We start from the raw sequence: 20,272 nt of genomic DNA on the forward strand, positions 1-20,272 counted from the left end.
AAGCGGGCCGCTGGTTAAAGAGTGATTCATGTCCAACGCGAGACCGCGCATCGACGATCAGCTGCCGAAGTAGATGTTGCAGTAGCTGGTGGGGCCGACGCACGAATTGGCGCCCGTGTTGTGCTTGTGGAGCAGGCCACGCGAGCCCGCTTGCGACGTACCCGAAGCAACACCGCCATACGACGTTGCGCCCGTATCGCCACCTTCTGCCATCGTCGCAGCCGGACCGCGTTCCGATGCCGGTGCGCCGGCGATCGGGTTGTAGTAAGGAGCCGGACCGAATCCGCTTGCGAAGACGGGAGCGGATACGAAGGCCGTAGCGGCGAGAAGAGCGGCGGCGACAAGTTTGGTTTTCATGGCTGGTACCTCCAGAATCAGTTAAGGGATCGAAAGTTCGTTGAACGAATGTGCGTCAACGTCGGAACCAGTCTATTCGGCGAAGCCGAGGAGAATAAGGGCGCTGGCGGGAAGGATGACTTGCCGGATTTGTGTTTAATCCACAAATGGAAATGACATGCGAGACATTGTTGCGTCTGCGTATCTGCGGAAAGGTCGAACTGATGGCCCGGCTCGGTGAGTCCTTCGCGTCGCCGTCAGTCGGAAGTAATTTGCAAGCTTCACGCTTCCGGCGGGCCGAGAGCCTTGTCGCACGGGGCTATTGCCCGCTATAACCGTTCCGCCCTGGTACATTCCCTACAAAACCGCTAGAACAGCTCGGGTCCCTCGCGCCCTATTCCCCCGCCGCCGGGCGCGTCATTCGCCCGCAAACCCCCGCCCCATCTCGAAGCGCGAGTCGTTGCACCGTCGAATGCACGCTCTCGCACCCAATGCACGAAAACCTTGCATTACCTGAGGTATGGGAAAGAGCGCAGAAAATGTAGCTGGATGAAGCAAATTGTCTTGATACGCTGCACTTCATGCATTAAGCCCGCGGTTCGCCGGATGTGACGCACGAATCTTCTGCTCGTCAGAAGTTGAGCGGCATATCGTGCGGAGAAACCCGGGTTCGCAATCGAGTGCTGCCGCATATCAAGCAAACGCAATGCGCGGCGCCGATTTCCTGAACTCGCCAGTTGGGATGACAGAATGACGCCAAACCTGACATTCGCGCCGGACAGCATGGTCCATCCGGGTGCCTTCGGAGCGGAAGAGGTTTCCGCAGCGGCGAAACCCGTCGCTATCTCCGGGACCGATATTCTCACGGTCAAGAACCTGTCGAAGATCTTCGGACCGAAGCCCGAGCGTGCCGCTGAACTGATCAGGCAAGGTCTCGGCCGCAACGAAATCTTCGAGCAGACGGGCAACATGGTTGCCGTCAACGACGTGAGCCTCAGCGTCAAGGCAGGCGAGATTTTCGTCGTCATGGGCCTGTCCGGTTCCGGCAAGTCGACGCTGGTGCGTCTGCTCAACCGGCTGATCGAGCCGACCTCAGGCCAGGTGATCCTCGAAGGCCGCGACATCGCACCGATGTCGACGCCGGAATTGCGCGATGTGCGCCGCAAGAAGATGGCGATGGTGTTCCAGTCGTTCGCGCTGCTGCCGAACCGCACGGTGCTCGACAACATTGCGTACGGACTGGAAGTCGCGGGCCTCAAGAAGGCCGAGCGATACGAGATTGCGCGCACCGCGCTGACGCGGGTCGGCCTCGGTTCGTATGAAAAGCTGCTGCCGGGCGAACTCTCCGGCGGCATGCAGCAACGGGTCGGCCTCGCTCGCGCCCTTGCGGTGAATCCTTCCGTGCTGTTGATGGACGAAGCCTTCTCGGCGCTCGATCCGCTGATCCGCTTCGAAATGCAAAGCGAGCTGCTGCGGCTTCAGAAAGAAGAGCAGCGCACCATCGTGTTCATTTCGCACGACATCGAAGAAGCGATCAAGATCGGTGGCCGTATCGGCATCATGAAAGATGGCTGCCTGATTCAGGTTGGCACGCCGGCCGAACTGATCCAGTCGCCCGCCGATGCCTACGTGCGCGACTTCTTCCGCAACGTTGACGTTTCGCGCTTCCTGAAGGCGTCGAGCCTGATGACGTCAGTGGAACGCGGACTGATTTCCTGCGACGTTGCCGCGCCTTCGGAGCGCTACCTGAATCAGCTTATCGATAGCGGCGTGGAATGCGGCTACGTGTGCGACGAAGCGGGTCGATATCTGGGCTGCGTCACGCCGGCTTCGCTGCACAAGACGGGTACTCATTCGATTCGGGAAGCGTTCGTGAACGACGTGAACGCTGTCCCGCTGGATACGGATCTGCATCAACTGGCCACGATCGCCTTGAGCCAGCAACACGACGTACCCGTCACCGATACAGCCGGCAGGCTCGCAGGCGTCGTGTCCTGCCGGACGATTCTCAAGCAGGTCATGGAACGGAGAGCAGCATGAACTCGTCAGTCATCGGGAAGTTTGCGGAAAACGCTGTCAACTTTCTATTTCAGCATTTCCGGGGCGGCTTCGACGCTTTCTCCGCCGCATTGGGCGCAGTCATCAAGCTGCTGGAAGACGGACTCGCTGCCGTGCCGTTCGTCGCGATGCTCGTGCTTCTGGTCGCGTTCGCATTGTGGCGGCGGGGCGTCGTGTTCTCGGTCTTCGTCGGCATTGCGCTGCTGGCGATCCACTACATGGGGCTGTGGGCGCAGACGGTGTCGACGTTGGCGCTGGTGATGGCGGCGACGGTCTTCAGTCTCGTGATCGGTGTGCCGCTGGGCATCTGGGGCGCGCGCAACAAACGCGTCGAAATGGTCCTGCGCTCGCTGCTCGATTTCATGCAGACGATGCCGGCATTCGTCTATCTGATCCCCGCCGTCATCCTGTTCGGTTTGGGCCGGGTGCCCGCCGTGATCGCCACCATCGTGTTCTCGATGCCGCCCGTCGTACGCCTCACCACCTTGGGTATTCGCCAGGTGCGCGAAGAACTGCTGGAAGCGGGCCGCTCGTTCGGCAGCACGGATTCGCAACTGCTCTGGAAAATCCAGCTGCCGAATGCGCTGCCGTCGATCATGGCCGGCGTGAATCAGACCATCATGATGGCGCTTTCGATGGTCGTGGTCGCATCGATGATCGGCGCGGGCGGTCTCGGCGAGTATGTGTTGAGCGGCATCCAGCGGCTCGACATCGGAATCGGCTTCGAGGGTGGGCTGGGCGTCGTGCTGCTTGCCATCGTGCTCGACCGCCTTACGGAGAGCTTTGGCGTGAAGGCGAAGAAGGCGAAGCGCACCGTACGAACCGCAAAGCCCGGCACGAACGCGGCGGTGCGCACCTGACGCCAGCGCACACCGTCATCTCGCTGTAAAGCTACAACACACCACAACGCTAAGTTTGTCCATTTTTCTAGAATTTCCATAATCGCGTAGGAGTACTGTATGAAGATCAATCTGTTCAAGTCGCTGGTTGCGAAACTGACTGTATCGACGGTGGTTGCAGTGAGCGCTGGCCACGCCGTGGCGGCCGAACCGATCAAGATGGCCGTGACCAACTGGGCGGACGTGCTGGCCGTCGCCAATGTCGCCAAGTACGCGCTCGAGACCAGTCTCAAGCAGCCCGTCCAGTTCGTGCAGGCGGATATCGGCATCCAGTATCAGGGTGTCGCACGCGGCGATCTCGACATCATGGTCGGCGGATGGCTGCCCGTGACGCATGGCGCCTACTACGCGAAGTACAAGAACGACATGGAAGACGTCGGCGTGATCTATACGGGCGGCAAGAACGGTTGGGCAGTGCCCGCCTACATTCCCGAGTCGCAGGTTGCCACGATTTCCGACCTCGAAAAGCCGGAGGTGAAGAGCAAGCTGAACGGCACCATTCAAGGTATCGAGCCCGGCGGCGGTCTGATGCAGGCATCCGAAAAGGCCCTCAAGGCGTACGACCTGAACGGCTACAACCTGCAATCGTCGAGCGAGGCGGGCATGCTCGCGGGCGTGTCGCGCGCCTATCAGTCGAAGCAATGGATCGTCGCCACGGTCTGGAGCCCGCACTGGCTGTTCCAGAAATGGCAGATGCGCTACCTGAAGGACCCGAAAGGCACGTTGGGCGGCGAGGAGCAGGTACACGCGTTCGCATCGAAGCAGTTCGCAACGAAATTCCCCCGTGCTGACGTGTTCTTCAAGCACTTCAAGCTGAGCCTCGCCGATGTCGAGGCGATTGAATTCGAAGGCAACAGCACGAACGACTACGCGACGGCGGCGAAGAAATTCGTCGATGCACATCCGGAAAAGCTGAAGGCCTGGTTGCAGCAATAAGCCGCACAGCACCCCGTATGACATCAACCGGTTGTTGCCGTCTTGCACTACATGCCTCACGATTTTTCCCGGAGTAACCACGTGAACGAGAACTCGCGCTTTTTTGCAGAACCGCTCCAGAGCCGCGACCCTGTCATCGCATCGGAGATTGCGCTGGAGTTGCGCCGCCAGCAAACGCAGATCGAGCTGATTGCTTCCGAGAACATCGTCTCGGCGGCGGTGATGGAAGCACAGGGCACCGTGCTAACCAACAAGTACGCGGAAGGCTATCCGTCGAAGCGTTACTACGGCGGCTGCGAGCATGTGGACCGCATCGAGGCGCTCGCCATCGACCGCGTGAAGGCGCTGTTCGAAGCCGAGTTCGCCAACGTGCAACCGCACTCGGGCGCGCAGGCGAACGGGGCGGTGATGCTCGCGCTCGTCAAGCCGGGCGACACGGTGATGGGCATGTCGCTCGATGCGGGCGGCCACCTGACGCACGGCGCGCGTCCCGCGCTGTCGGGCAAGTGGTTCAACGCGGTTCAGTACGGCGTGAATCCGCAAACGTATCGCATCGACTACGAGCAGGTGCGCCGGCTGGCTGAAGAGCATCGGCCGAAGCTCATCATCGCGGGCTATTCGGCTTATCCGCGCGCGCTGGACTTCGCCGCGTTCCGCGAAATCGCCGATAGCGTGGGCGCGCTGTTGATGGTCGACATGGCGCACATCGCGGGCATCGTCGCAGCGGGGCGGCACGAGAACCCGGTTCGGTTTGCCGATGTCGTGACATCCACGACGCACAAGACGCTGCGCGGTCCGCGTGGCGGCTTCATCCTCACCAACAACGGCGACATCGCGAAGAAGATCAACTCGGCCGTTTTCCCCGGCTTGCAGGGCGGGCCGCTGATGCATGTGATCGCGGGCAAAGCGGTCGCATTCGGCGAAGCGCTTCGCCCGGAGTTCACCGCGTATATCGATCAGGTGCTGCGCAATGCACAGGCACTCGGCGATGTTCTCAAGTCGGGCGGTCTCAGCCTCGTGACAGACGGCACCGACAACCATTTGCTGCTCGTCGATCTGCGCTCGAAGGGTCTGACGGGTACGCAGGCCGAGAAGGCGCTGGAGCGGGCCGGCATCACCTGCAACAAGAACGGCATTCCGTTCGACACGCAGAACCCGACAGTCACGTCGGGCATTCGCCTCGGCACGCCGGCAGGCACGACGCGCGGTTTTGGCACCGCGCAATTCGAGCAGATCGGCCAGATGATTCTGGAAGTGTTGTCCGCGCTGGAACACGAACCGGCAGGCGACGAGCAGGTCGAGCGCGCTGTCCGTAGTCGCGTGAGAGACCTGTGCAGCCAGTTCCCCATTTACTCGCATGCCGAAGCGCTTGTGTAAAGCGATTCGCTGATTACCTACTCAAGAGAGAATCGAAATGAGCTTCGAGGGCGTACATACACCGCTCGTCACCCCGTTCAAGGCGGATGGCGAAATCGATCACACGTTGCTCGGCAAGCACGCCGCGAATCTCGCGGGCCGTGTCTCGGGCCTCGGCATTGGCGGAACGACGGGCGAATACTACGCGTTGAGTTTCGACGAACGCGTGGAGACGTTCAACACCGTCGCCGAAGCGGCGGGCGGCAAGACCTGGCTGACAGCAGGCATCAACGCGACGACGACGAAAGAAGTGATCCGCCTCGGCCAGGAAGCGAAACGCGCGGGCCTGAATGCGCTGCTGCTTGCCGCGCCGTACTACGCGCAGCCGACCCAGGACGAACTGCTGACCCATCTGCTGAAAGTGGACGACAGCCTCGACATGCCCGTCATGCTGTACAACTTTCCGGCGCGCACGGGCACTGACATCAGCGACGACGTGCTGTCGAAACTGCTCGAACGTCCCAACTTCATCGCGATGAAGGAAAGCACGGGCGATATTTCGCATCTGCATCATCTCGCCACGCACTTCAAGGAGCGACTGGTGCTGAGTTGCGGGATGGACGACCAGGCGCTCGAATTCTTCGTCTGGGGCGCAAAGAGCTGGGTGGGCGGCGCGTCCAACTTCCTGCCCGAAGCGCACACGGCGCTCTTCGACGCCTGTGTGAAGCAAGGCGACTTCACAACCGGCCGCAAACTGATGGCGCAGTTGCTGCCCGTGCTGGAACTGCTGGAACGCAGCGGCAAGTTCATTCAGTACGTCCGATACGGCTGCGAACTGGCGGGCATGCCCGTCGGTGCCGCACGCGCGCCGCTCGGCACGCTCGATGAAGACGAACGCAGCGGCTTTGCCAAGCTCGTACGCCCGTTGTTGTCTAACGCTCAGTAACGTGCATGACCTCGAAACTGGAATTCGCGCGGTTTCCCGCCCCTGACGGTGTGAACGGATGGTGGGAAAGCCTGCCGCCGCCCGCGTCTGCGGTCGCGGTGTCGTCTGAGTGCCGCTACGACTGGGTCGTGGTCGGCGGCGGCATTACGGGTTTGTGCGCGGCCCGGCGCCTGGCTGAGCTTGCGCCCGATGCGTCGATTGCGCTGGTCGAGGCGGATCGTATCGGGCGCACGACGGCCGGGCGCAATTCCGGCTTCTTCGTCGATCTGCCGCACGACATCAGCAGCGAGAGCTATTCGCGCAGCGTGGAAGCGGACAAGGCGGACGTCCGCTTCCAGCGTCACGGCATCGACTATGTGCGCTCGGTCGTGAAGGCGCACAACATCGAGTGCGACTGGCGCGACGACGGGAAATTTCACGCTTCGGTGAACCGGAAGGGACACGCGGCGCTTGCGCATTTCGCCGAAGGTCTCGAACGGATCGACGAAGCATTCGAGTGGCTCGACGCAGCCGCCATTGCAAAGGTGACGGGCACGGACTTCTACGAGGGCGCGCTCTTTACGCCTGGATGCAGCACGGTACAGCCCGCGGCGCTGATGCGCGGTCTCGCCGCGAGCTTGCCCGCGAACGTGCAGGTGTTCGAACTCAGTGCGGTAAAGCGGATAGACGATCAAGGACTTTCGAAGGTGCTGACCTTCGCGGGCGGCAAGATCGTCGCGAAGCGCGTGATTCTCTGCACCAACGCCTATGCGGCGACGTTCGGCGGACATCCGAACGGCCTGCTGCCCGTGTACACGTTCGCGTCGATGACACGCGTGATGAAGCCGGAAGAAGTCCGGCGGCTCGGCGGCACGCGCTCATGGGCGCTGATTCCCGCCGATCCGATGGGCTCGACCGTGCGTCGTCTGATTACGGACCGTATTTGTGTTCGCAATCACTTTGCTTTCCGGCCGAACCTCGAAGTATCGCCAGCCGATCTGGCGAAAGCGAAGAGCCTGCATCAACGCTCATTCGACAGGCGCTTTCCGATGTTGAAGGACGTCGAACTCGAATACACGTGGGGCGGCCCGTTGTGCCTGTCGGCGAACAACGGCGCATTGTTCGGGCGCAGGGCCGATGGCGTGTTCGAAGCGGTTGGATGCAATGGCCTGGGCTTAAGCAGAGGGTCGGCGTCAGGCAAGCTGATCGCCGAATACGCGCTCGGCCAGTCCAGCGATCTCGTACGTCAGCTTCTGAATCAGCCGCATCCGCGTTCGCTGCCCGTGCGTCCCATTGCGGACGTCGCGGTGTCGGCGGCGATCTGGGTCAAGGAATTTTCGGCCGGGGCCGAGCTTTAAATCTGTGAGGACAGGACATGACGACGTATCAGGAATGGAAGCAGAAAGCGGAAGGCTTGTCACTCGACGGCAGAGCCTTTATCGCGGGACAACGCGCGAACGCGGCATCGAATGAGACGTTTGCGACGCTCAATCCTTCGACGGGTAAAGTGCTGGCCGACATCGCGAAGTGCGATGCGAAGGATATCGACCGCGCGGTCGCGGCGGCACGAGAGGCATTCGAATCCGGCGTGTGGTCGAAGGCCGCGCCCGCGCAACGTAAAGCGGTGCTGCTGCGGCTCGCGCAACTGATCGACGACAACGCGGAAGAACTGGCGCTGCTCGAAGCACTGGAGGCCGGCAAGCCGATCAGCGAATGTCTGGGACTGGACATTCCCGAGTCGGCGGCGTGCATCCGCTGGCACGCGGAAGTCACGGACAAGCGATACGACGCGCTGTCGCCGTCGGGCGCGAGCGTCGTCAGCATGATTACGCGCGAGCCGATCGGCGTCGTGGGCGCGGTGCTGCCGTGGAATTTTCCGGCGCTCATGCTCGCATGGAAAATCGGCCCGGCGCTGTCGGTGGGCAATAGCGTGATCGTGAAGCCTGCCGAGCAGACCTCGCTGTCTACGCTGCGCATCGCCGATCTCGCGCTGGAAGCGGGCGTGCCCGCAGGCGTATTGAGCGTCGTGACCGGCCTCGGCGAAAGCGCGGGTCAGGCGCTGGGCCGTCACGCGGATGTCGATCTGGTGGCGTTCACCGGATCGACGGAAACGGGCAAGCGTTTCCTGCATTACTCGGCGGACACGAACCTGAAGCGCGTCGTGCTCGAATGCGGCGGCAAGAACCCGCAGGTCGTGCTGCCCGATGTCGCGAATCTCGATGCCGTCGCCGAGCAGGCTGTCGCCGCCGCGTTCTGGAACATGGGCGAGAACTGCAGCGCGGGCTCGCGCATTCTGGTTCCGTCGTCGCTGAAGGCGAGCTTGCTGGAGAAAATGCAAGCGGTTCTGGAGGGATGGAAAACGGGCGATCCACTCGACCCCGACGTCAAGCTCGGTTCGCTGATCGAGCAGAAGCATTACGAAAAGGTGCTGGGCCACATCGAAAAAGCGAAGGCGGAAGGCGCGCGCGTCGTATGCGGCGGCAAGGCCACGCGTACCGACTCGGGCGGCTGGTTCGTCGAACCGACGATCTTCGACAACGTGACGCCGCAAATGAGCATCGCGCGCGACGAAGTGTTCGGCCCTGTCGTGTGCTTCATCGAATATGCGGATATCGACGAAGCTGTGCAGATTGCCAACGACACCTGCTACGGCCTCGCCGCCTCGCTGTGGACCGACAACGTGAACCACGCGCACAAGATCGCGGCGCGGATTCGTGCGGGCACGGTGACGGTGAACTGCTTCGGCGAGGGCGATCTGTCCACGCCGTTCGGCGGCTTCAAGCAATCGGGCTTCGGCGGCCGCGACAAATCCGTCTATGCACACGACCAGTACTGCGAGTTGAAGACCACCTGGCTGAAGCTCGACTAAACCGGTTCGACACATCTGATGACCCAGCCATGCAGGCTGGGTCCGCATCACACACACGCGAGGCCAAATGCGAGTTGGATTCATCGGAACGGGCACGATCACACAAGCGGTCGTGACAGGCATGCTCAGATTCGGCGTGCCGTTCGAGCGGATATCGCTGTCGCCGCGCAACGCGCGAATGGCGGCGGAACTAGCCGCGCTCGACGGGCGTATCCGTGTCTGCGAAAGCAACCAGCAAGTGCTGGATAACTCGGACGTCGTCTGTCTTGCGGTTGTGCCGCAAATCGCGGCCGATGTGCTGGGCGAACTCGAATTCGGTTTGCGTCACCACGTCATCAGCTTCATGGCGGGCATTTCTCTCGATCAGTTGCGCGGCCTTGTCCGCACGAGCGGCAAGATCGCGCGTGCCGTGCCACTGCCCGCCGTCGCCGAGGGCAAGGGCAGCACCGCGATCTGCCCCGCGGATGAGGTGACCAAGGCGATCTTCGCGGCGCTCGGTGAAGCCGTCGAAGTCGACAGCGAAGACAAGTTCGATGCGCTATCCGCCGTGACAGCGACGATGGCGAGCTTCTACGCCGTGCTCGAAACCCAGGCGTCGTGGCTTGCCAGGCAGGGCATCGGCTACGCCGACGCGCGGGCATTTTTGTCTGGCTACTGTGTGGGACTCGCCAACGACACGACCCGGACGGAGCAACCGTTTTCAGCGATGGTCACGCATTGCATGACACCGGGCGGCATCAACGAACAGGTACACACCGAGCTTTCCCGCCGTGGGGCATACGCTTACTACGACGAAGCGCTCGACGGCGTGCTGCGGCGTATCAGGGGCCGCGCGTAACGGCGGGCGCGCGGATGCGCAGTGAGCGCGGCAGCAGCGGATAATCGTCAGATGCAGGCGAATACGGGAAGGGCGGCGCGGGCGCGGGCGCGGCGGATGCGGTTGCATCCTCGGGTTGCCCGCCATTGCCAGTTGCCAGGAAGAATCGCACACTATTTTTCGCGGGAGCTGTCTGCTCGACGCGCCGTCGCCGCATTGCGCATCCGCTTCACAGGTGAAAGCCATGCAAAAGAAACAGTTGTTCGCCGACCGGCTGCTCGCGCAGATGCCTTCTCTGCGGGCGCTGAGATGCTTCGTCACGGCGGCCCGATACGAGAGCTTCACGCAAGCCGCCGAAGTGCTGTGCGTCACGCAAGCCGCCATCAGCCGGCAGATCAAGGAACTGGAGGACTCGCTGGAGGTGGCGCTGTTCGAGCGGACGGGCAGACATATCGCGCTGACGGATGCCGGGCGCATTCTGTACAACGCGTCCTATCTGTCGATCATGAACATCGCCGAAGCGGCCGAAGCCGTGCGCCGCACCGACCGGCATGCGCTGACGGTGTGTGTCTCGCACACCTTCTCGGCGCTGTGGCTGTCGTTCAGGCTGCCGTCGTTTCGCAAGCGTTTTCCGGACATCCGTTTGCACGTGATGGTCACCGAGCATTTCATGGAGCTGGACGACCTCATGGAGCCCGATGTCATCATCACGAAGAATCCGCCGCGCGAGCCGGAGTACGAAATCGAGCCGCTCTTTCACGACGTGGTGTATCCCGTGTGCAGCCCGTCGTTTCATGAGCGGCATTTTCACGGCAGATCGTTGAAGCCGCTGGATCTGCTGTCGCATCCCACGTTGAATCTGTCGCTGCTGGGACGCGCGCAGGTTTGCGAGCATGTCGACTGGCGCGTGTGGCGCAACTGGTTCCAGCAAGGCGACGGTTCGGACCGTCTGGTCGACAATGAGCACCTGGAGAGCAACGATTACCGGCTGCTGGTGGCGCAGGCCGAGGCGGGCGAGGGCACGCTGCTCGGCTGGCATCATCTCGTGCATCGTCAGGTCGAGCAGGGCCGGCTGTTGCGTCCGGTGCAGGACGCGCTCGAATTCCACGACCGTCATCACTATGTGATCACGCACAAGAACGCGAAGCTGCGGCCCGAATACGTGCAGTTCCGCGAATGGCTCGGCGAAGAAGTCGGCGCGATGATGCGCGAATGGCGAAGCGTCGAAACCGAAGCAGCGAAATAGATTGACCGATACCCGTCCCGTCGACGCAGGCAATGCCATGTTGAGCGACACGCTTCACGCCGAAAGCAAAACGTCCCGGCCCTTGCGCTTTGGCATCGTATTGCTGCCGAACTTCACGTTGACGGCGTTTTCGGGTTTCGTGGACCTGCTCCGGCTGGCAAGCGATGAAGGCGACATGAGCCGGCCTGTGCGCTGTTCGTGGACCATCGTCGGGGAATCGCTCGTGCCCGTCAGGGCGAGTTGCGGCATCCAGGTCGCGCCATGGATCACGTTCGATGAAGCGGGCGCCTTCGATTACGTTGTCGTAGTCGGCGGCCTGTTGCATTCGGGGCCGTCCGCCAGCAAGGCCACGCTGCAGTTCATCCAGGACGCCGCGAAAACATCCGCGACATTGGTCGGCATATGCACGGGCGTGTTCGCGCTGATGCGAGCCGACGTGATGGACGGCTATCGCCTCTGCGTGAGCTGGTTCCACTACTGGGATTTCGTCGAACGCTTTCCGGGCGTCGACGAGCGCAATCTCGTTGCGGACCGGTTGTTCGTGATCGACGGGCGGCGCATTACCTGTTCGGGCGGGCGCGCGTCGATCGATGTCGCCGCCGCGATCCTGCTGCGGCATGTCGAGGCGACGATCGTCCAGAAGGCATTACGCATCATGCTGGTCGACGATGCGCAAAACGGAAACGCGCCGCAGCCGCATCCGCCGGGGCTCGAACCGGCAACGCACCCGAAGGTGCGGCGCGCGATCCTGTTGATGGAGCAGCATATCGGGCAGCCCTTGAGTCTCGCGGAACTGGCCCGACGGCTGGACATGTCGGTCAGGCAACTGGAGCGGCTGTTCGCAGCCGAAACGGGCAAGTCGCCGCATGCGTATGGACGGCAGATTCGCATACGCATGGCGTCGTGGCTGCTGACGAGTTCGGACCGCACGGTTGCCGATATCGCCGCGTCGTGTGGCTTTTCCGACGCTTCGCATCTTGGCCGCGAGTTCAGAAAGGAATTCGGTGAATCGCCAAACGCGTATCGCGTGGCGAGGCCACAAAGCCACTCACCCGCGTTGGCCGCAGGCTGACAGGCGCGGTGGGCACGTACAACCCGGCAAAAGGAAACACACCCCATGACGACCGCGCAACTGCGTGATGAACTGGTTCTCTTCGGCCTGAACGTCAAGGACGCGCGCCGTTGGTATTCGATCGACGAGCGCGACTGGCGCGCGATGAAGATCGGCGACACGGTGCTGCCCGGTTTCTTCTGGATTCCCGTTGCCGAAGACGAACGCGGCGCGTGGAGCAGCTACTGGATGCGTTTGCAACCGGGCGCGCGCTCTTTCGAGCATCAGCACGATTCGACCGAGCTGATCATGATTCTCGACGGCGTGTTCACTGACGACGACGGCACCGATTTTCTTCCCGGACAGACGGTCTGCTACGCGGCGGGTTCGCGGCATAGCACGTCGTCGGAAGGGGGCTGCACGGTGCTGGTGGTCGCGCATACCGGCTCGTCGATCGTTTCTCGCGCGCAAGGCTGAGCAGGAAGCAAGCTCAGTGGGTCTTGCGTCTCATGTGTCCGCAATCGGAGGTGACCCGATGGTCAATACTTCACGAAGAATTCTTCTCGCCTCGCTGACTGCCATCGCGATGACGCTTGCTAGTCATCCATGCGTTGCACAGCAGGTCGTCAAGATAGGCGTGTCGGCGCCGTTGACGGGCGTCGGAGCGGCCAACGGGAAGGACATCGAAAACGGTGTCCGGCTTGCCATCGAGGAAGCCAACACCCAGCACATCAAACTGGGCGGACAGGAGGTGCAATTCGAGATGGTCTCCGTGGATGACCAGGGCGACCCGCGCGTCGGCGTGCAGGTGGCGCAGAAACTGGTCGACGACGGCGTGGTGGCCGTGGTCGGTTACTACAACTCGGGTGTCGCATTACCCTCATCGCCGATCTTTGCCAAGGCGGGCATCCCGTTGATCGACCCCGCCGCGACCAATCCCGCGATCACGCGACAAGGCCTGAAGAACGTGTTCCGCATCATCGCCACCGATGCGCAAAACTCCGGCAATGCAGGCAAGTACGCAGTCACCGTCACCAAAGCGCAACGGATCGCCGTGATGGATGACCGCACCGCATTCGGCCAGGGCGCCGCGGACGAATTCAAGAAGGCCGCGGTGGCGGCGGGCGGCCAGATCGTCGCGTCGGAATACACGCAAGAGAAGGCCGTCGAATTTAACGCGCAGCTCACGACCATCAAGGCGGCCAATGCCGATCTGCTGTACTTCGCCGGACTCGACAATCAGGCTGCGTTGCTGACCAAGCGCATGAGACAGCTCGGCATGCGCGCGCAATTCGTCGGCAGCGGCGGCATTGCCGACAGTATCTTCCTCAGTGTCGCGGGCAGTGCGGCCGAAGGCGCGATGGCGTGGGAGTATGGGCGGCCTGTCGAGTCGCTGCCGCAAGGCAAGGCGTTCGCGGAAAAGTTCAAGAAGCGCTTCGGCGCGGACACGCTGACTTATGCGCCATTCGCCTATGACTGCGCATGGGTGGCGATCAACGCGATGAAACAGGCGAACTCCGCCAAGCCCGAGGTGTTCATGCCGACGCTGCGCACGACTCAATACGACGGGATCACCGGGAAGATCGAGTTCGACGCGTACGGTGACCTCAAGCATCCGACGTCGACGCTGTATCAGGTGAAGAACGGAAAATGGGTGCCCGTGACGACGATAAGCGCCGAATGAGTTCAGAATGAAACCGGCTGTTGCAGGGACCAAAGGATACCGGCGCCTCATTCCGTCGATGACGGCCCTCGTCGAGTTCGAATCGGTCGCGCGTCTGAGCAGTTTCACGATCGCGGCGAACGAACTCGGCGTCACGCAGGCGGCCGTCAGCAGGCAGGTCAAGTTCCTCGAAGACACGCTCGGCGTGCGGCTCTTCCACCGCCTGCATCGTTCGATCGAGCTTACCGACGAAGGCGAGGCGCTGTACCTTGTCGTCGCTGAGTCGATGCAGAAAATCGCGGGCGTGTTCGACCGGCTTTCCAGCGGCCCTGTGCAGCAGGAACTGGTGCTGGCGGCGACGTCGGCGTTCTCGCACTTTCGCCTGTTGCCGCGTCTCGCCTCGCTGAAGAAAGCGCAGCCGAATCTTCAGCTTCGCCTTTCCACGCAGATGTTCACGGCGGACCTGCGGCACAAGGAGATCGACGTCGCGGTGCGCTTCGGCAACGGACGATGGAGCGACGGCACGGCAACCTTGCTGTTCGACGAGGAAGTCTTTCCCGTGTGCTCGCCGAAGTGGGTGGAGTCGCGCGGCATGCCGCAATCTCTGCAGGACGTGGCGAACGCGGCGCTGATCGAGTCGGATTCGACGTCGGAAGGCTGGATGGGATGGGAAGCGTGGTTCAACGCCGTGGGCCTGCAGCCGCTGCGCCTGAACTTCGCGCTGCGCTGCAGCCTGTACACGGACGCGATCCAGGCCGCCCGTTATGGCGAGGGCATCGCGCTTGGCTGGGGAAGGCTCGTCCACGATCTGGTCGAAACGGGTGAACTGGTGAGGCTGCCTGTCGCGTCGTTCAAGCCGAACGATGCGTACTTCATCGTGGTGCCGCATGGGCGCAGCATCACGGCCGCCACGGACGGCCTGATCGACTGGCTGCGGCAGGATTCGCTCGCATAATCCAAAGTAATGCCAGACCGAAAATAAAGCGCATTGACGCTCTTTTTCGTCAATCCAATACTGGGTTCATCGCGGGAACATTCAGCGTTCCCACATCCCCTGAACGTTGGAGAAGACGATGTCCGAAGTGTCATTCAAAACTCATGGCGAATTGATTCGCAGCCGTCAGTCAGGTCACGGCATGCCCGGCGAGTTGTTCGGGCGTCAGGACGTGTTCGAGACGGACGTCGAGGTCTTTTTTCACAAGCACTGGATTCTCGTCGGCGTGACAGCGGATGTTCCCGAACCGGGCGACGTTTCCGTCGTCGATATCGGCAAGGCGTCGATCATGATCGTGCGGGATGACGACGAAAACGTCCGCACCTACCGGAACGTTTGCCGCCATCGCGGCGCGCGTCTGAAGGAGGCGGGGAAGTCGACGGTCGGCATGCTGGTCTGTCCTTACCATCAATGGACCTATGACCTCGACGGCAGCCTGCGCCACGCATCGCACATGGGCAAGGACTTCGATGCCACTTGCCGCAGCCTGATCCCGGTGCATACGAAAATTGTCGGCACGCATATCTTCGTGTGCCTCGCCGCGGAGCCGCCCGAAGATATCGCGAAACTCGAAGAAACCATGGTGCCGCGTTTCGCTCCGTATGACCTGCGGAATACGAAGATTGCTTTCGAGCAGGAGATCATCGAAGAAGGCAACTGGAAACTCGTGATGGAAAACAACCGCGAGTGCTACCACTGCGCGGCGACGCATCCCGAACTGACAGCCTCGTTTCTTCCTGAAGACTTCGGCTTTTGCCCGGACAATTTGACGGAAGAATCGCTGCGCGCGCTGGACGAATACAAATCGCGCAACGCGGCGTGTCAGGCAAGCTGGGAGCGGGATGGTTTTATCAGTGCCGCCTTCGAGCGGCTCGACGAAGACGCCGTCACCCAGTTCAGAACGCAGCAACTGGTCATTGCGGGCAACGGCGAATCGCAAACGCTCAGTACCAAAGTGGCGAGTACCCGGCTGTTAGGCAATCTGCAGCGCCGCGATCTCGGCGATATGCACCTCTGGACGCACAACTCATGGACCCATGTGATGAGCGACCATGCGGTGATCAGCTACATCATTCCGCTGGCGCCGGACAGGACGCTGGTGCGGTCGAAATGGCTCGTCCATGCCGATGCGGTGGAAGGCATCGATTACAAGGTGTCGGACCTGACCGAAGTGTGGATCGCGACCAACACGCAGGACAAGCACCTCGTCGAAATCACACATGAAGGCACGCAGGACCCGGCCTACACGCCCGGCATGTTCTCGCCGTTCACCGAAACCTACGTGGACCAGTTCTCGCGCTGGTATGCAGCGCGTTTGAGCGCGCACGGCATCTGAGCAAGGTCACAGTGATGAATTCTGTCGAAAGGGTATTCGACCCGGCGTTCGATGCAGCGGACCGGTTCACTGATGCCGGCACGTGGGAGTCCGGCGGCAGGCTCTGGCCGAGCAACGAGCGGCAGGTGCTGACGTGCTGCCGCGTGGTGGACGAAACGCATGATGTGAAGAGTTTCGAGTTCCGCGCGGGCGACGGTTTGCCCGTGCGCTTCGAGCCGGGGCAATTCCTGACGGTATCCGCGGATGTGAACGGGCGACCTGTCGAGCGCTGCTACACGATCTCGTCGCCGCCGACGCGTCCCTGGCTGCTGTCCATCACGGTCAAGCGGGTTCCGGGCGGCGTCATGTCCAACTGGCTTCACGACAACATGAAGCCGGGAAACCAGTTGCAGGCGTATGGACCGTCCGGCACCTTCACGCCGACGGGTTCTTGCGCGGCGAAGTCGTTGTATCTGTCGGCGGGTTCGGGCGTGACGCCGTTGATGTCGATGACGCGCGCTAGCATCGACCTTGGTCTCGACCGCGATATCGCGTTCGTACACAGCGCGAGAACGCCCGCCGATATCGTCTTTCGCGACGAACTGCGCAGGCTCGCGAAGCTGTCGCCGCGTCTTCGGCTGTTCTTCGTATGCGAGGGCGTCGGCGATGAACTGGAATGGACGGGGGAGACAGGCAGGCTCAGTCTCGCGCTTCTTGCGAAGTGGATTCCCGACTACGCCGAACGCGAGGTGTTCACTTGCGGGCCTGCAGGCTATATGGGCGCGGTGAGGGGGATTCTTCGCGAAGGCGGTCACGATCCGGCGCGCTATCACCAGGAAAGTTTCGACATCGCGTCCGATGTCGTCGTACAGGCAGCGGCGCCGCGCTCGACCGAGAGCGCTGTGAGTCAGGAAACGTACACCGTCAAGCTGTCCCGCTCTGCGAGGTCGTTCACGATGACCGCGACGGAAACGGTGCTCGCCGCCGCGAAAAAGGCGGGTGTGCCGATCCCATCGTCGTGCAGTCAGGGCGTATGCGGAACCTGCAAGACGAAGCTGCTTGAAGGTAGCGTCGATATGCAACACAACGGCGGGATACGTGACCGGGAAGTCGTCAAGGGCTTCAGGCTTCTATGTTGCAGCCGTCCGACGTCCGATCTGGTGCTGGAACTTTGACACACGTATGGAGCGAGGGCATGGCTGAATGCGAGGTCATCGACGCGCTTGTCGATTCGACGAGAACGGATAACACGCTGTCCGATGTCAGGGCGTACCGCCTCGCGCGTGTACAGGAGCAGCTAAGAAAGGCCAACTGTCCCGCGATACTGCTCTATGACCCGGTGAATATCCGCTATGCCACGGATACGTCGAACATGCAGATATGGACGGGTCGCAACCCGTCGCGGTATGTGATGGTATTCGCGGATGGCCGCGTCATCGGCTGGGAATTTCATAGCTGTGAGCATGTGTGGAAGGGGCTGAGCCTGAACGTCGAGTTGCGTCATGCAATCAGCTGGACGTTCTTCAACGCGGGGCACGACGCGGAACGCCGCGCGAAGACATGGAGTGCGGAAATCGTCGATGTGTTGCGCACACATGCGCCGAACGATTTGCGTCTTGCTGTCGACCGGCTCGATCCATTCGGTGCGGCTTGCCTTGCCGAAAGCGGTGTGACGCTGCTAGACGGGCAAGCGATGATGGAGTTGGCACGGAGCATCAAGTCGCCGGATGAACGGGTGCTGATGCGCGAGTCGATACGTGCGTGCGAGAAGGGCATCGAGCGGATGCATCGCGAGCTTCGGCCGGGCATCACCGAGCAGGATCTTTGGGCGCATCTTCACTACGAAAATATCCGCCACGGAGGCGAGTGGATCGAAACGCGCCTTCTGTCTTCGGGTGACCGGACCAATCCGTGGATGCAGGAATGCTCTGCGCGCGTTCTGCAGCGTGGGGAATTGCTGGCGTTCGACACCGATATGGTTGGGCCGAATGGCTACTGCGCGGATATCTCCCGGACATGGACAGTCGGACATACTCGACCGTCTGACGAGCAGCGCAAGCTCTATGAAACGGCTTATGCGCAGGTTCACTTCAACATGGGGCTGCTGCGTGCGGGGATGACATTCCGTGAGTTCTCGGAGAAAGCGTGGAAGATCCCTGATACGTATCTGAAGAACCGATATAGCTGTATTGCGCACGGCATCGGCATGGTGGACGAATATCCGTCCATTGCGCATCAGGTCGATTGGGACAGCGGGGGTTATGACGGCGTATTTGAAGCAGGCATGACGCTCTGCGTCGAGAGTTATATCGGCGCGGATGGCGGCAGTGAGGGCGTGAAACTCGAACAGCAGGTCGTGCTCACGGAGCACGGTTGCGAGCCACTCACATCATGCGGATTTGAAACGGACTGGCTGTAGGCTCGAGGCGCTTGTCTGCACGATTGCGCTAATGGCGTTATGTTTAAGCTGCGGACGTGTGAATGTGTTGCTTAACAACAGACGGTTTTCACCGGAAATTTTCTTGACGAATCCGGAGGTCTTTCACAGACTTTGCGTGAGGCGCAGCGATCCGTGGCGATCCCGCTTGTACGAAGATTCGGTCGGTCAATGGGTGCTGGCGCTGCTTGCCAATCGGGTACGCAAGCCGCAGCAGCCCTGAGCCAGCATCCGACCGCTCCCGTCCACTCGAACTGACCGTCTGCTTCCCCGCTGTAGCTTGCCTGTTTGCATTTGTCCCCTTGGATTGGCCAATCGTGAGGAGCTAGACATGAGCAATGGACAGAGAACGGTCGACATGAAACTGGAAGTCGTCGTCATTCCCGTGGCGGACGTTGACCGCGCGAAGCAGTTTTACACGCAGTTGGGTTGGAGGCTCGACGTCGATCTCGTGAAAGACGATCAGTTTCGGGTCGTGCATTTTACGCCGCCAGGCTCGCATTGCTCGGTCCTGTTTGGCAAGGGTGTGACGACGGAAGAACCCGGTTCAGTGCAGGGACTTCACCTCATCGTGTCGGACGTGGAGGCCGCGCACGCGGAGCTTGTCGAGCGGGGTGTCGAGGTGAGCGAGGTCTTTCACGACGTCGGCGGTGTATTCCATCATGCGGGTGAAGAAGGGCGGTTGAGCGGCCCGCATCCGTCGCGCGCTACTTATGGTTCGTTCGCTTCGTTCAGCGACCCCGATGGAAATGGGTGGGTTTTCCAGGAAGTGACGACACGGCTTCCCGGTCGGGTGGAGGCGGGCGACACGAGATTCGGTTCGTCGAAGGAACTCGCGGGCGCGCTTCGCCGTGCTGCCGCTGCACATGGCGAGCACGAGAAAAAGACTGGTCAGCATGATGAGAACTGGGCTGACTGGTATGCCGAATTCATGGTTCGCGAGCAGGCGGGCTAGCAGGTGTTGGGCTGGGCGTTCGTGGTTTGGTTTTTTGGGGTTTGCGGTGGCATCCGCGATTCGTTAGCGTGCTTCAAGCGTTGCCCCTGTGCGGGGCGGCATGAAGTGGTCAAGTAATCCTGGACACTTTTTCTGCTTTCCCTCTTTTCTTGCTGGTTACTTCATATTCGGCGGGCGGCATGTTGCCGGCCGCCGAATGTAGCCGCTCGTGGTTGTAGAACGTCACGATGTAATCGGTGACATCGGACTTTGCAGTGAGATAGTCAGGGTATGGACGTAGTCTCACGCGCTCCGTCTTCAGGCTTCGAAAGAAGCGTTCTACCACTGCGTTGTCCCAGCAGTTGCCCTTGCGGCTCATGCTCTGTGTGATGCGGTTCTTGCCGAGGAAGGCCCGGAAAGCGTTGCTGGTGTACTG

19 protein-coding genes are annotated in these 20,272 nt (G+C 61.4%); 17 read left to right on the forward strand and 2 right to left on the reverse strand.

The window, feature by feature from the left end:
- Positions 1-57 precede the first annotated feature (57 nt).
- On the reverse strand, positions 58-357 hold the full coding sequence (locus BLT65_RS32185) for a hypothetical protein (protein ID WP_042306625.1): 300 nt from the start codon (positions 355-357) through the stop codon (positions 58-60).
- Between the two features lie 729 nt (positions 358-1,086).
- Between BLT65_RS32185 and BLT65_RS32190 the strand changes: the two genes are divergently transcribed.
- The 17 genes from BLT65_RS32190 to BLT65_RS32270 all read left to right on the forward strand — a co-directional run bounded on the left by BLT65_RS32190 (position 1,087) and on the right by BLT65_RS32270 (position 19,857).
- Positions 1,087-2,376, forward strand: a complete 1,290-nt coding sequence (locus BLT65_RS32190; RefSeq protein ID WP_091785648.1) for a quaternary amine ABC transporter ATP-binding protein — start codon at positions 1,087-1,089, stop codon at positions 2,374-2,376.
- On the forward strand, positions 2,373-3,254 hold the full coding sequence (locus BLT65_RS32195; protein WP_007584651.1) for an ABC transporter permease: 882 nt from the start codon (positions 2,373-2,375) through the stop codon (positions 3,252-3,254). The genes BLT65_RS32190 and BLT65_RS32195 overlap by 4 nt, the downstream gene beginning before the upstream one ends.
- A 99-nt stretch (positions 3,255-3,353) precedes the next feature.
- Positions 3,354-4,229 (forward strand): glycine betaine ABC transporter substrate-binding protein, encoded by an 876-nt coding sequence (locus BLT65_RS32200; protein WP_091785651.1) that lies wholly within the window; start codon positions 3,354-3,356, stop codon positions 4,227-4,229.
- 81 nt (positions 4,230-4,310) lie between these two features.
- The gene (gene glyA, locus BLT65_RS32205) at positions 4,311-5,606 is read left to right on the forward strand and encodes a serine hydroxymethyltransferase (RefSeq protein WP_091785654.1); all 1,296 of its coding nucleotides are present in this window, start codon (positions 4,311-4,313) and stop codon (positions 5,604-5,606) included.
- Positions 5,607-5,643: 37 nt separating this feature from the next.
- A complete protein-coding gene (locus tag BLT65_RS32210) occupies positions 5,644-6,531 on the forward strand; it encodes a dihydrodipicolinate synthase family protein (RefSeq protein ID WP_091785657.1) in 888 nt (295 codons plus the stop codon).
- A gap of 5 nt (positions 6,532-6,536) precedes the next feature.
- Positions 6,537-7,868 carry an NAD(P)/FAD-dependent oxidoreductase gene (locus BLT65_RS32215; RefSeq protein ID WP_091785659.1) on the forward strand — a complete coding sequence of 444 codons (1,332 nt, stop codon included), beginning with the start codon at positions 6,537-6,539 and terminating at the stop codon, positions 7,866-7,868.
- A 17-nt stretch (positions 7,869-7,885) separates the two neighbouring features.
- A complete protein-coding gene (locus BLT65_RS32220) occupies positions 7,886-9,379 on the forward strand; it encodes an aldehyde dehydrogenase (protein ID WP_091785662.1) in 1,494 nt (497 codons plus the stop codon).
- A gap of 67 nt (positions 9,380-9,446) precedes the next feature.
- Positions 9,447-10,217 carry a pyrroline-5-carboxylate reductase gene (locus BLT65_RS32225; protein ID WP_091785665.1) on the forward strand — a complete coding sequence of 257 codons (771 nt, stop codon included), beginning with the start codon at positions 9,447-9,449 and terminating at the stop codon, positions 10,215-10,217.
- A gap of 223 nt (positions 10,218-10,440) precedes the next feature.
- Positions 10,441-11,442, forward strand: a complete 1,002-nt coding sequence (locus BLT65_RS32230; RefSeq protein ID WP_042306643.1) for a LysR substrate-binding domain-containing protein — start codon at positions 10,441-10,443, stop codon at positions 11,440-11,442.
- Positions 11,443-11,479: 37 nt separating this feature from the next.
- A complete protein-coding gene (locus BLT65_RS32235; protein ID WP_091785729.1) occupies positions 11,480-12,514 on the forward strand; it encodes a GlxA family transcriptional regulator in 1,035 nt (344 codons plus the stop codon).
- A 45-nt stretch (positions 12,515-12,559) separates the two neighbouring features.
- The gene (locus BLT65_RS32240; RefSeq protein ID WP_091785669.1) at positions 12,560-12,970 is read left to right on the forward strand and encodes a cupin domain-containing protein; all 411 of its coding nucleotides are present in this window, start codon (positions 12,560-12,562) and stop codon (positions 12,968-12,970) included.
- 58 nt (positions 12,971-13,028) lie between these two features.
- Positions 13,029-14,177, forward strand: coding sequence for a branched-chain amino acid ABC transporter substrate-binding protein (locus BLT65_RS32245; protein ID WP_091785672.1), 1,149 nt, complete (start codon positions 13,029-13,031; stop codon positions 14,175-14,177).
- Between the two features lie 7 nt (positions 14,178-14,184).
- Entirely contained in the window at positions 14,185-15,111 is a 927-nt protein-coding gene (locus tag BLT65_RS32250) for a LysR substrate-binding domain-containing protein (RefSeq protein WP_091785675.1), read from the forward strand.
- Between the two features lie 118 nt (positions 15,112-15,229).
- Positions 15,230-16,486, forward strand: a complete 1,257-nt coding sequence (locus tag BLT65_RS32255; protein ID WP_091785678.1) for an aromatic ring-hydroxylating oxygenase subunit alpha — start codon at positions 15,230-15,232, stop codon at positions 16,484-16,486.
- Between the two features lie 14 nt (positions 16,487-16,500).
- Positions 16,501-17,640, forward strand: a complete 1,140-nt coding sequence (locus BLT65_RS32260) for an FAD-binding oxidoreductase (RefSeq protein WP_091785681.1) — start codon at positions 16,501-16,503, stop codon at positions 17,638-17,640.
- Between the two features lie 20 nt (positions 17,641-17,660).
- Positions 17,661-18,884 carry a M24 family metallopeptidase gene (locus BLT65_RS32265; RefSeq protein WP_091785684.1) on the forward strand — a complete coding sequence of 408 codons (1,224 nt, stop codon included), beginning with the start codon at positions 17,661-17,663 and terminating at the stop codon, positions 18,882-18,884.
- A 349-nt stretch (positions 18,885-19,233) separates the two neighbouring features.
- Positions 19,234-19,857 carry a VOC family protein gene (locus BLT65_RS32270; protein ID WP_091785687.1) on the forward strand — a complete coding sequence of 208 codons (624 nt, stop codon included), beginning with the start codon at positions 19,234-19,236 and terminating at the stop codon, positions 19,855-19,857.
- Positions 19,858-19,966: 109 nt separating this feature from the next.
- Here BLT65_RS32270 and BLT65_RS32275 read toward each other — a convergent pair.
- Positions 19,967-20,272: integrase core domain-containing protein (locus tag BLT65_RS32275; protein WP_143036607.1), on the reverse strand; the 306-nt coding region annotated here is incomplete at its 5' end.

The organism is Paraburkholderia steynii (assembly GCF_900100565.1).
GTDB classification, from domain to species: Bacteria; Pseudomonadota; Gammaproteobacteria; order Burkholderiales; family Burkholderiaceae; genus Paraburkholderia; species Paraburkholderia terrae.

Coding starts and splice junctions, on each gene's coding strand:
- BLT65_RS32185 (WP_042306625.1), bottom strand. CDS start 357: ATGAAAACCAAACTTGTCGCCGCCGCTCTTCTCGCCGCTACGGCCTTC.
- BLT65_RS32265 (WP_091785684.1), top strand. CDS start 17,661: ATGGCTGAATGCGAGGTCATCGACGCGCTTGTCGATTCGACGAGAACG.
- BLT65_RS32210 (WP_091785657.1), top strand. CDS start 5,644: ATGAGCTTCGAGGGCGTACATACACCGCTCGTCACCCCGTTCAAGGCG.
- BLT65_RS32215 (WP_091785659.1), top strand. CDS start 6,537: ATGACCTCGAAACTGGAATTCGCGCGGTTTCCCGCCCCTGACGGTGTG.
- BLT65_RS32245 (WP_091785672.1), top strand. CDS start 13,029: ATGGTCAATACTTCACGAAGAATTCTTCTCGCCTCGCTGACTGCCATC.
- BLT65_RS32220 (WP_091785662.1), top strand. CDS start 7,886: ATGACGACGTATCAGGAATGGAAGCAGAAAGCGGAAGGCTTGTCACTC.
- BLT65_RS32270 (WP_091785687.1), top strand. CDS start 19,234: ATGAGCAATGGACAGAGAACGGTCGACATGAAACTGGAAGTCGTCGTC.
- BLT65_RS32235 (WP_091785729.1), top strand. CDS start 11,480: ATGTTGAGCGACACGCTTCACGCCGAAAGCAAAACGTCCCGGCCCTTG.
- BLT65_RS32200 (WP_091785651.1), top strand. CDS start 3,354: ATGAAGATCAATCTGTTCAAGTCGCTGGTTGCGAAACTGACTGTATCG.
- BLT65_RS32190 (WP_091785648.1), top strand. CDS start 1,087: ATGACGCCAAACCTGACATTCGCGCCGGACAGCATGGTCCATCCGGGT.
- BLT65_RS32195 (WP_007584651.1), top strand. CDS start 2,373: ATGAACTCGTCAGTCATCGGGAAGTTTGCGGAAAACGCTGTCAACTTT.
- BLT65_RS32260 (WP_091785681.1), top strand. CDS start 16,501: ATGAATTCTGTCGAAAGGGTATTCGACCCGGCGTTCGATGCAGCGGAC.
- BLT65_RS32250 (WP_091785675.1), top strand. CDS start 14,185: ATGAAACCGGCTGTTGCAGGGACCAAAGGATACCGGCGCCTCATTCCG.
- BLT65_RS32225 (WP_091785665.1), top strand. CDS start 9,447: ATGCGAGTTGGATTCATCGGAACGGGCACGATCACACAAGCGGTCGTG.
- BLT65_RS32255 (WP_091785678.1), top strand. CDS start 15,230: ATGTCCGAAGTGTCATTCAAAACTCATGGCGAATTGATTCGCAGCCGT.
- BLT65_RS32230 (WP_042306643.1), top strand. CDS start 10,441: ATGCAAAAGAAACAGTTGTTCGCCGACCGGCTGCTCGCGCAGATGCCT.
- BLT65_RS32240 (WP_091785669.1), top strand. CDS start 12,560: ATGACGACCGCGCAACTGCGTGATGAACTGGTTCTCTTCGGCCTGAAC.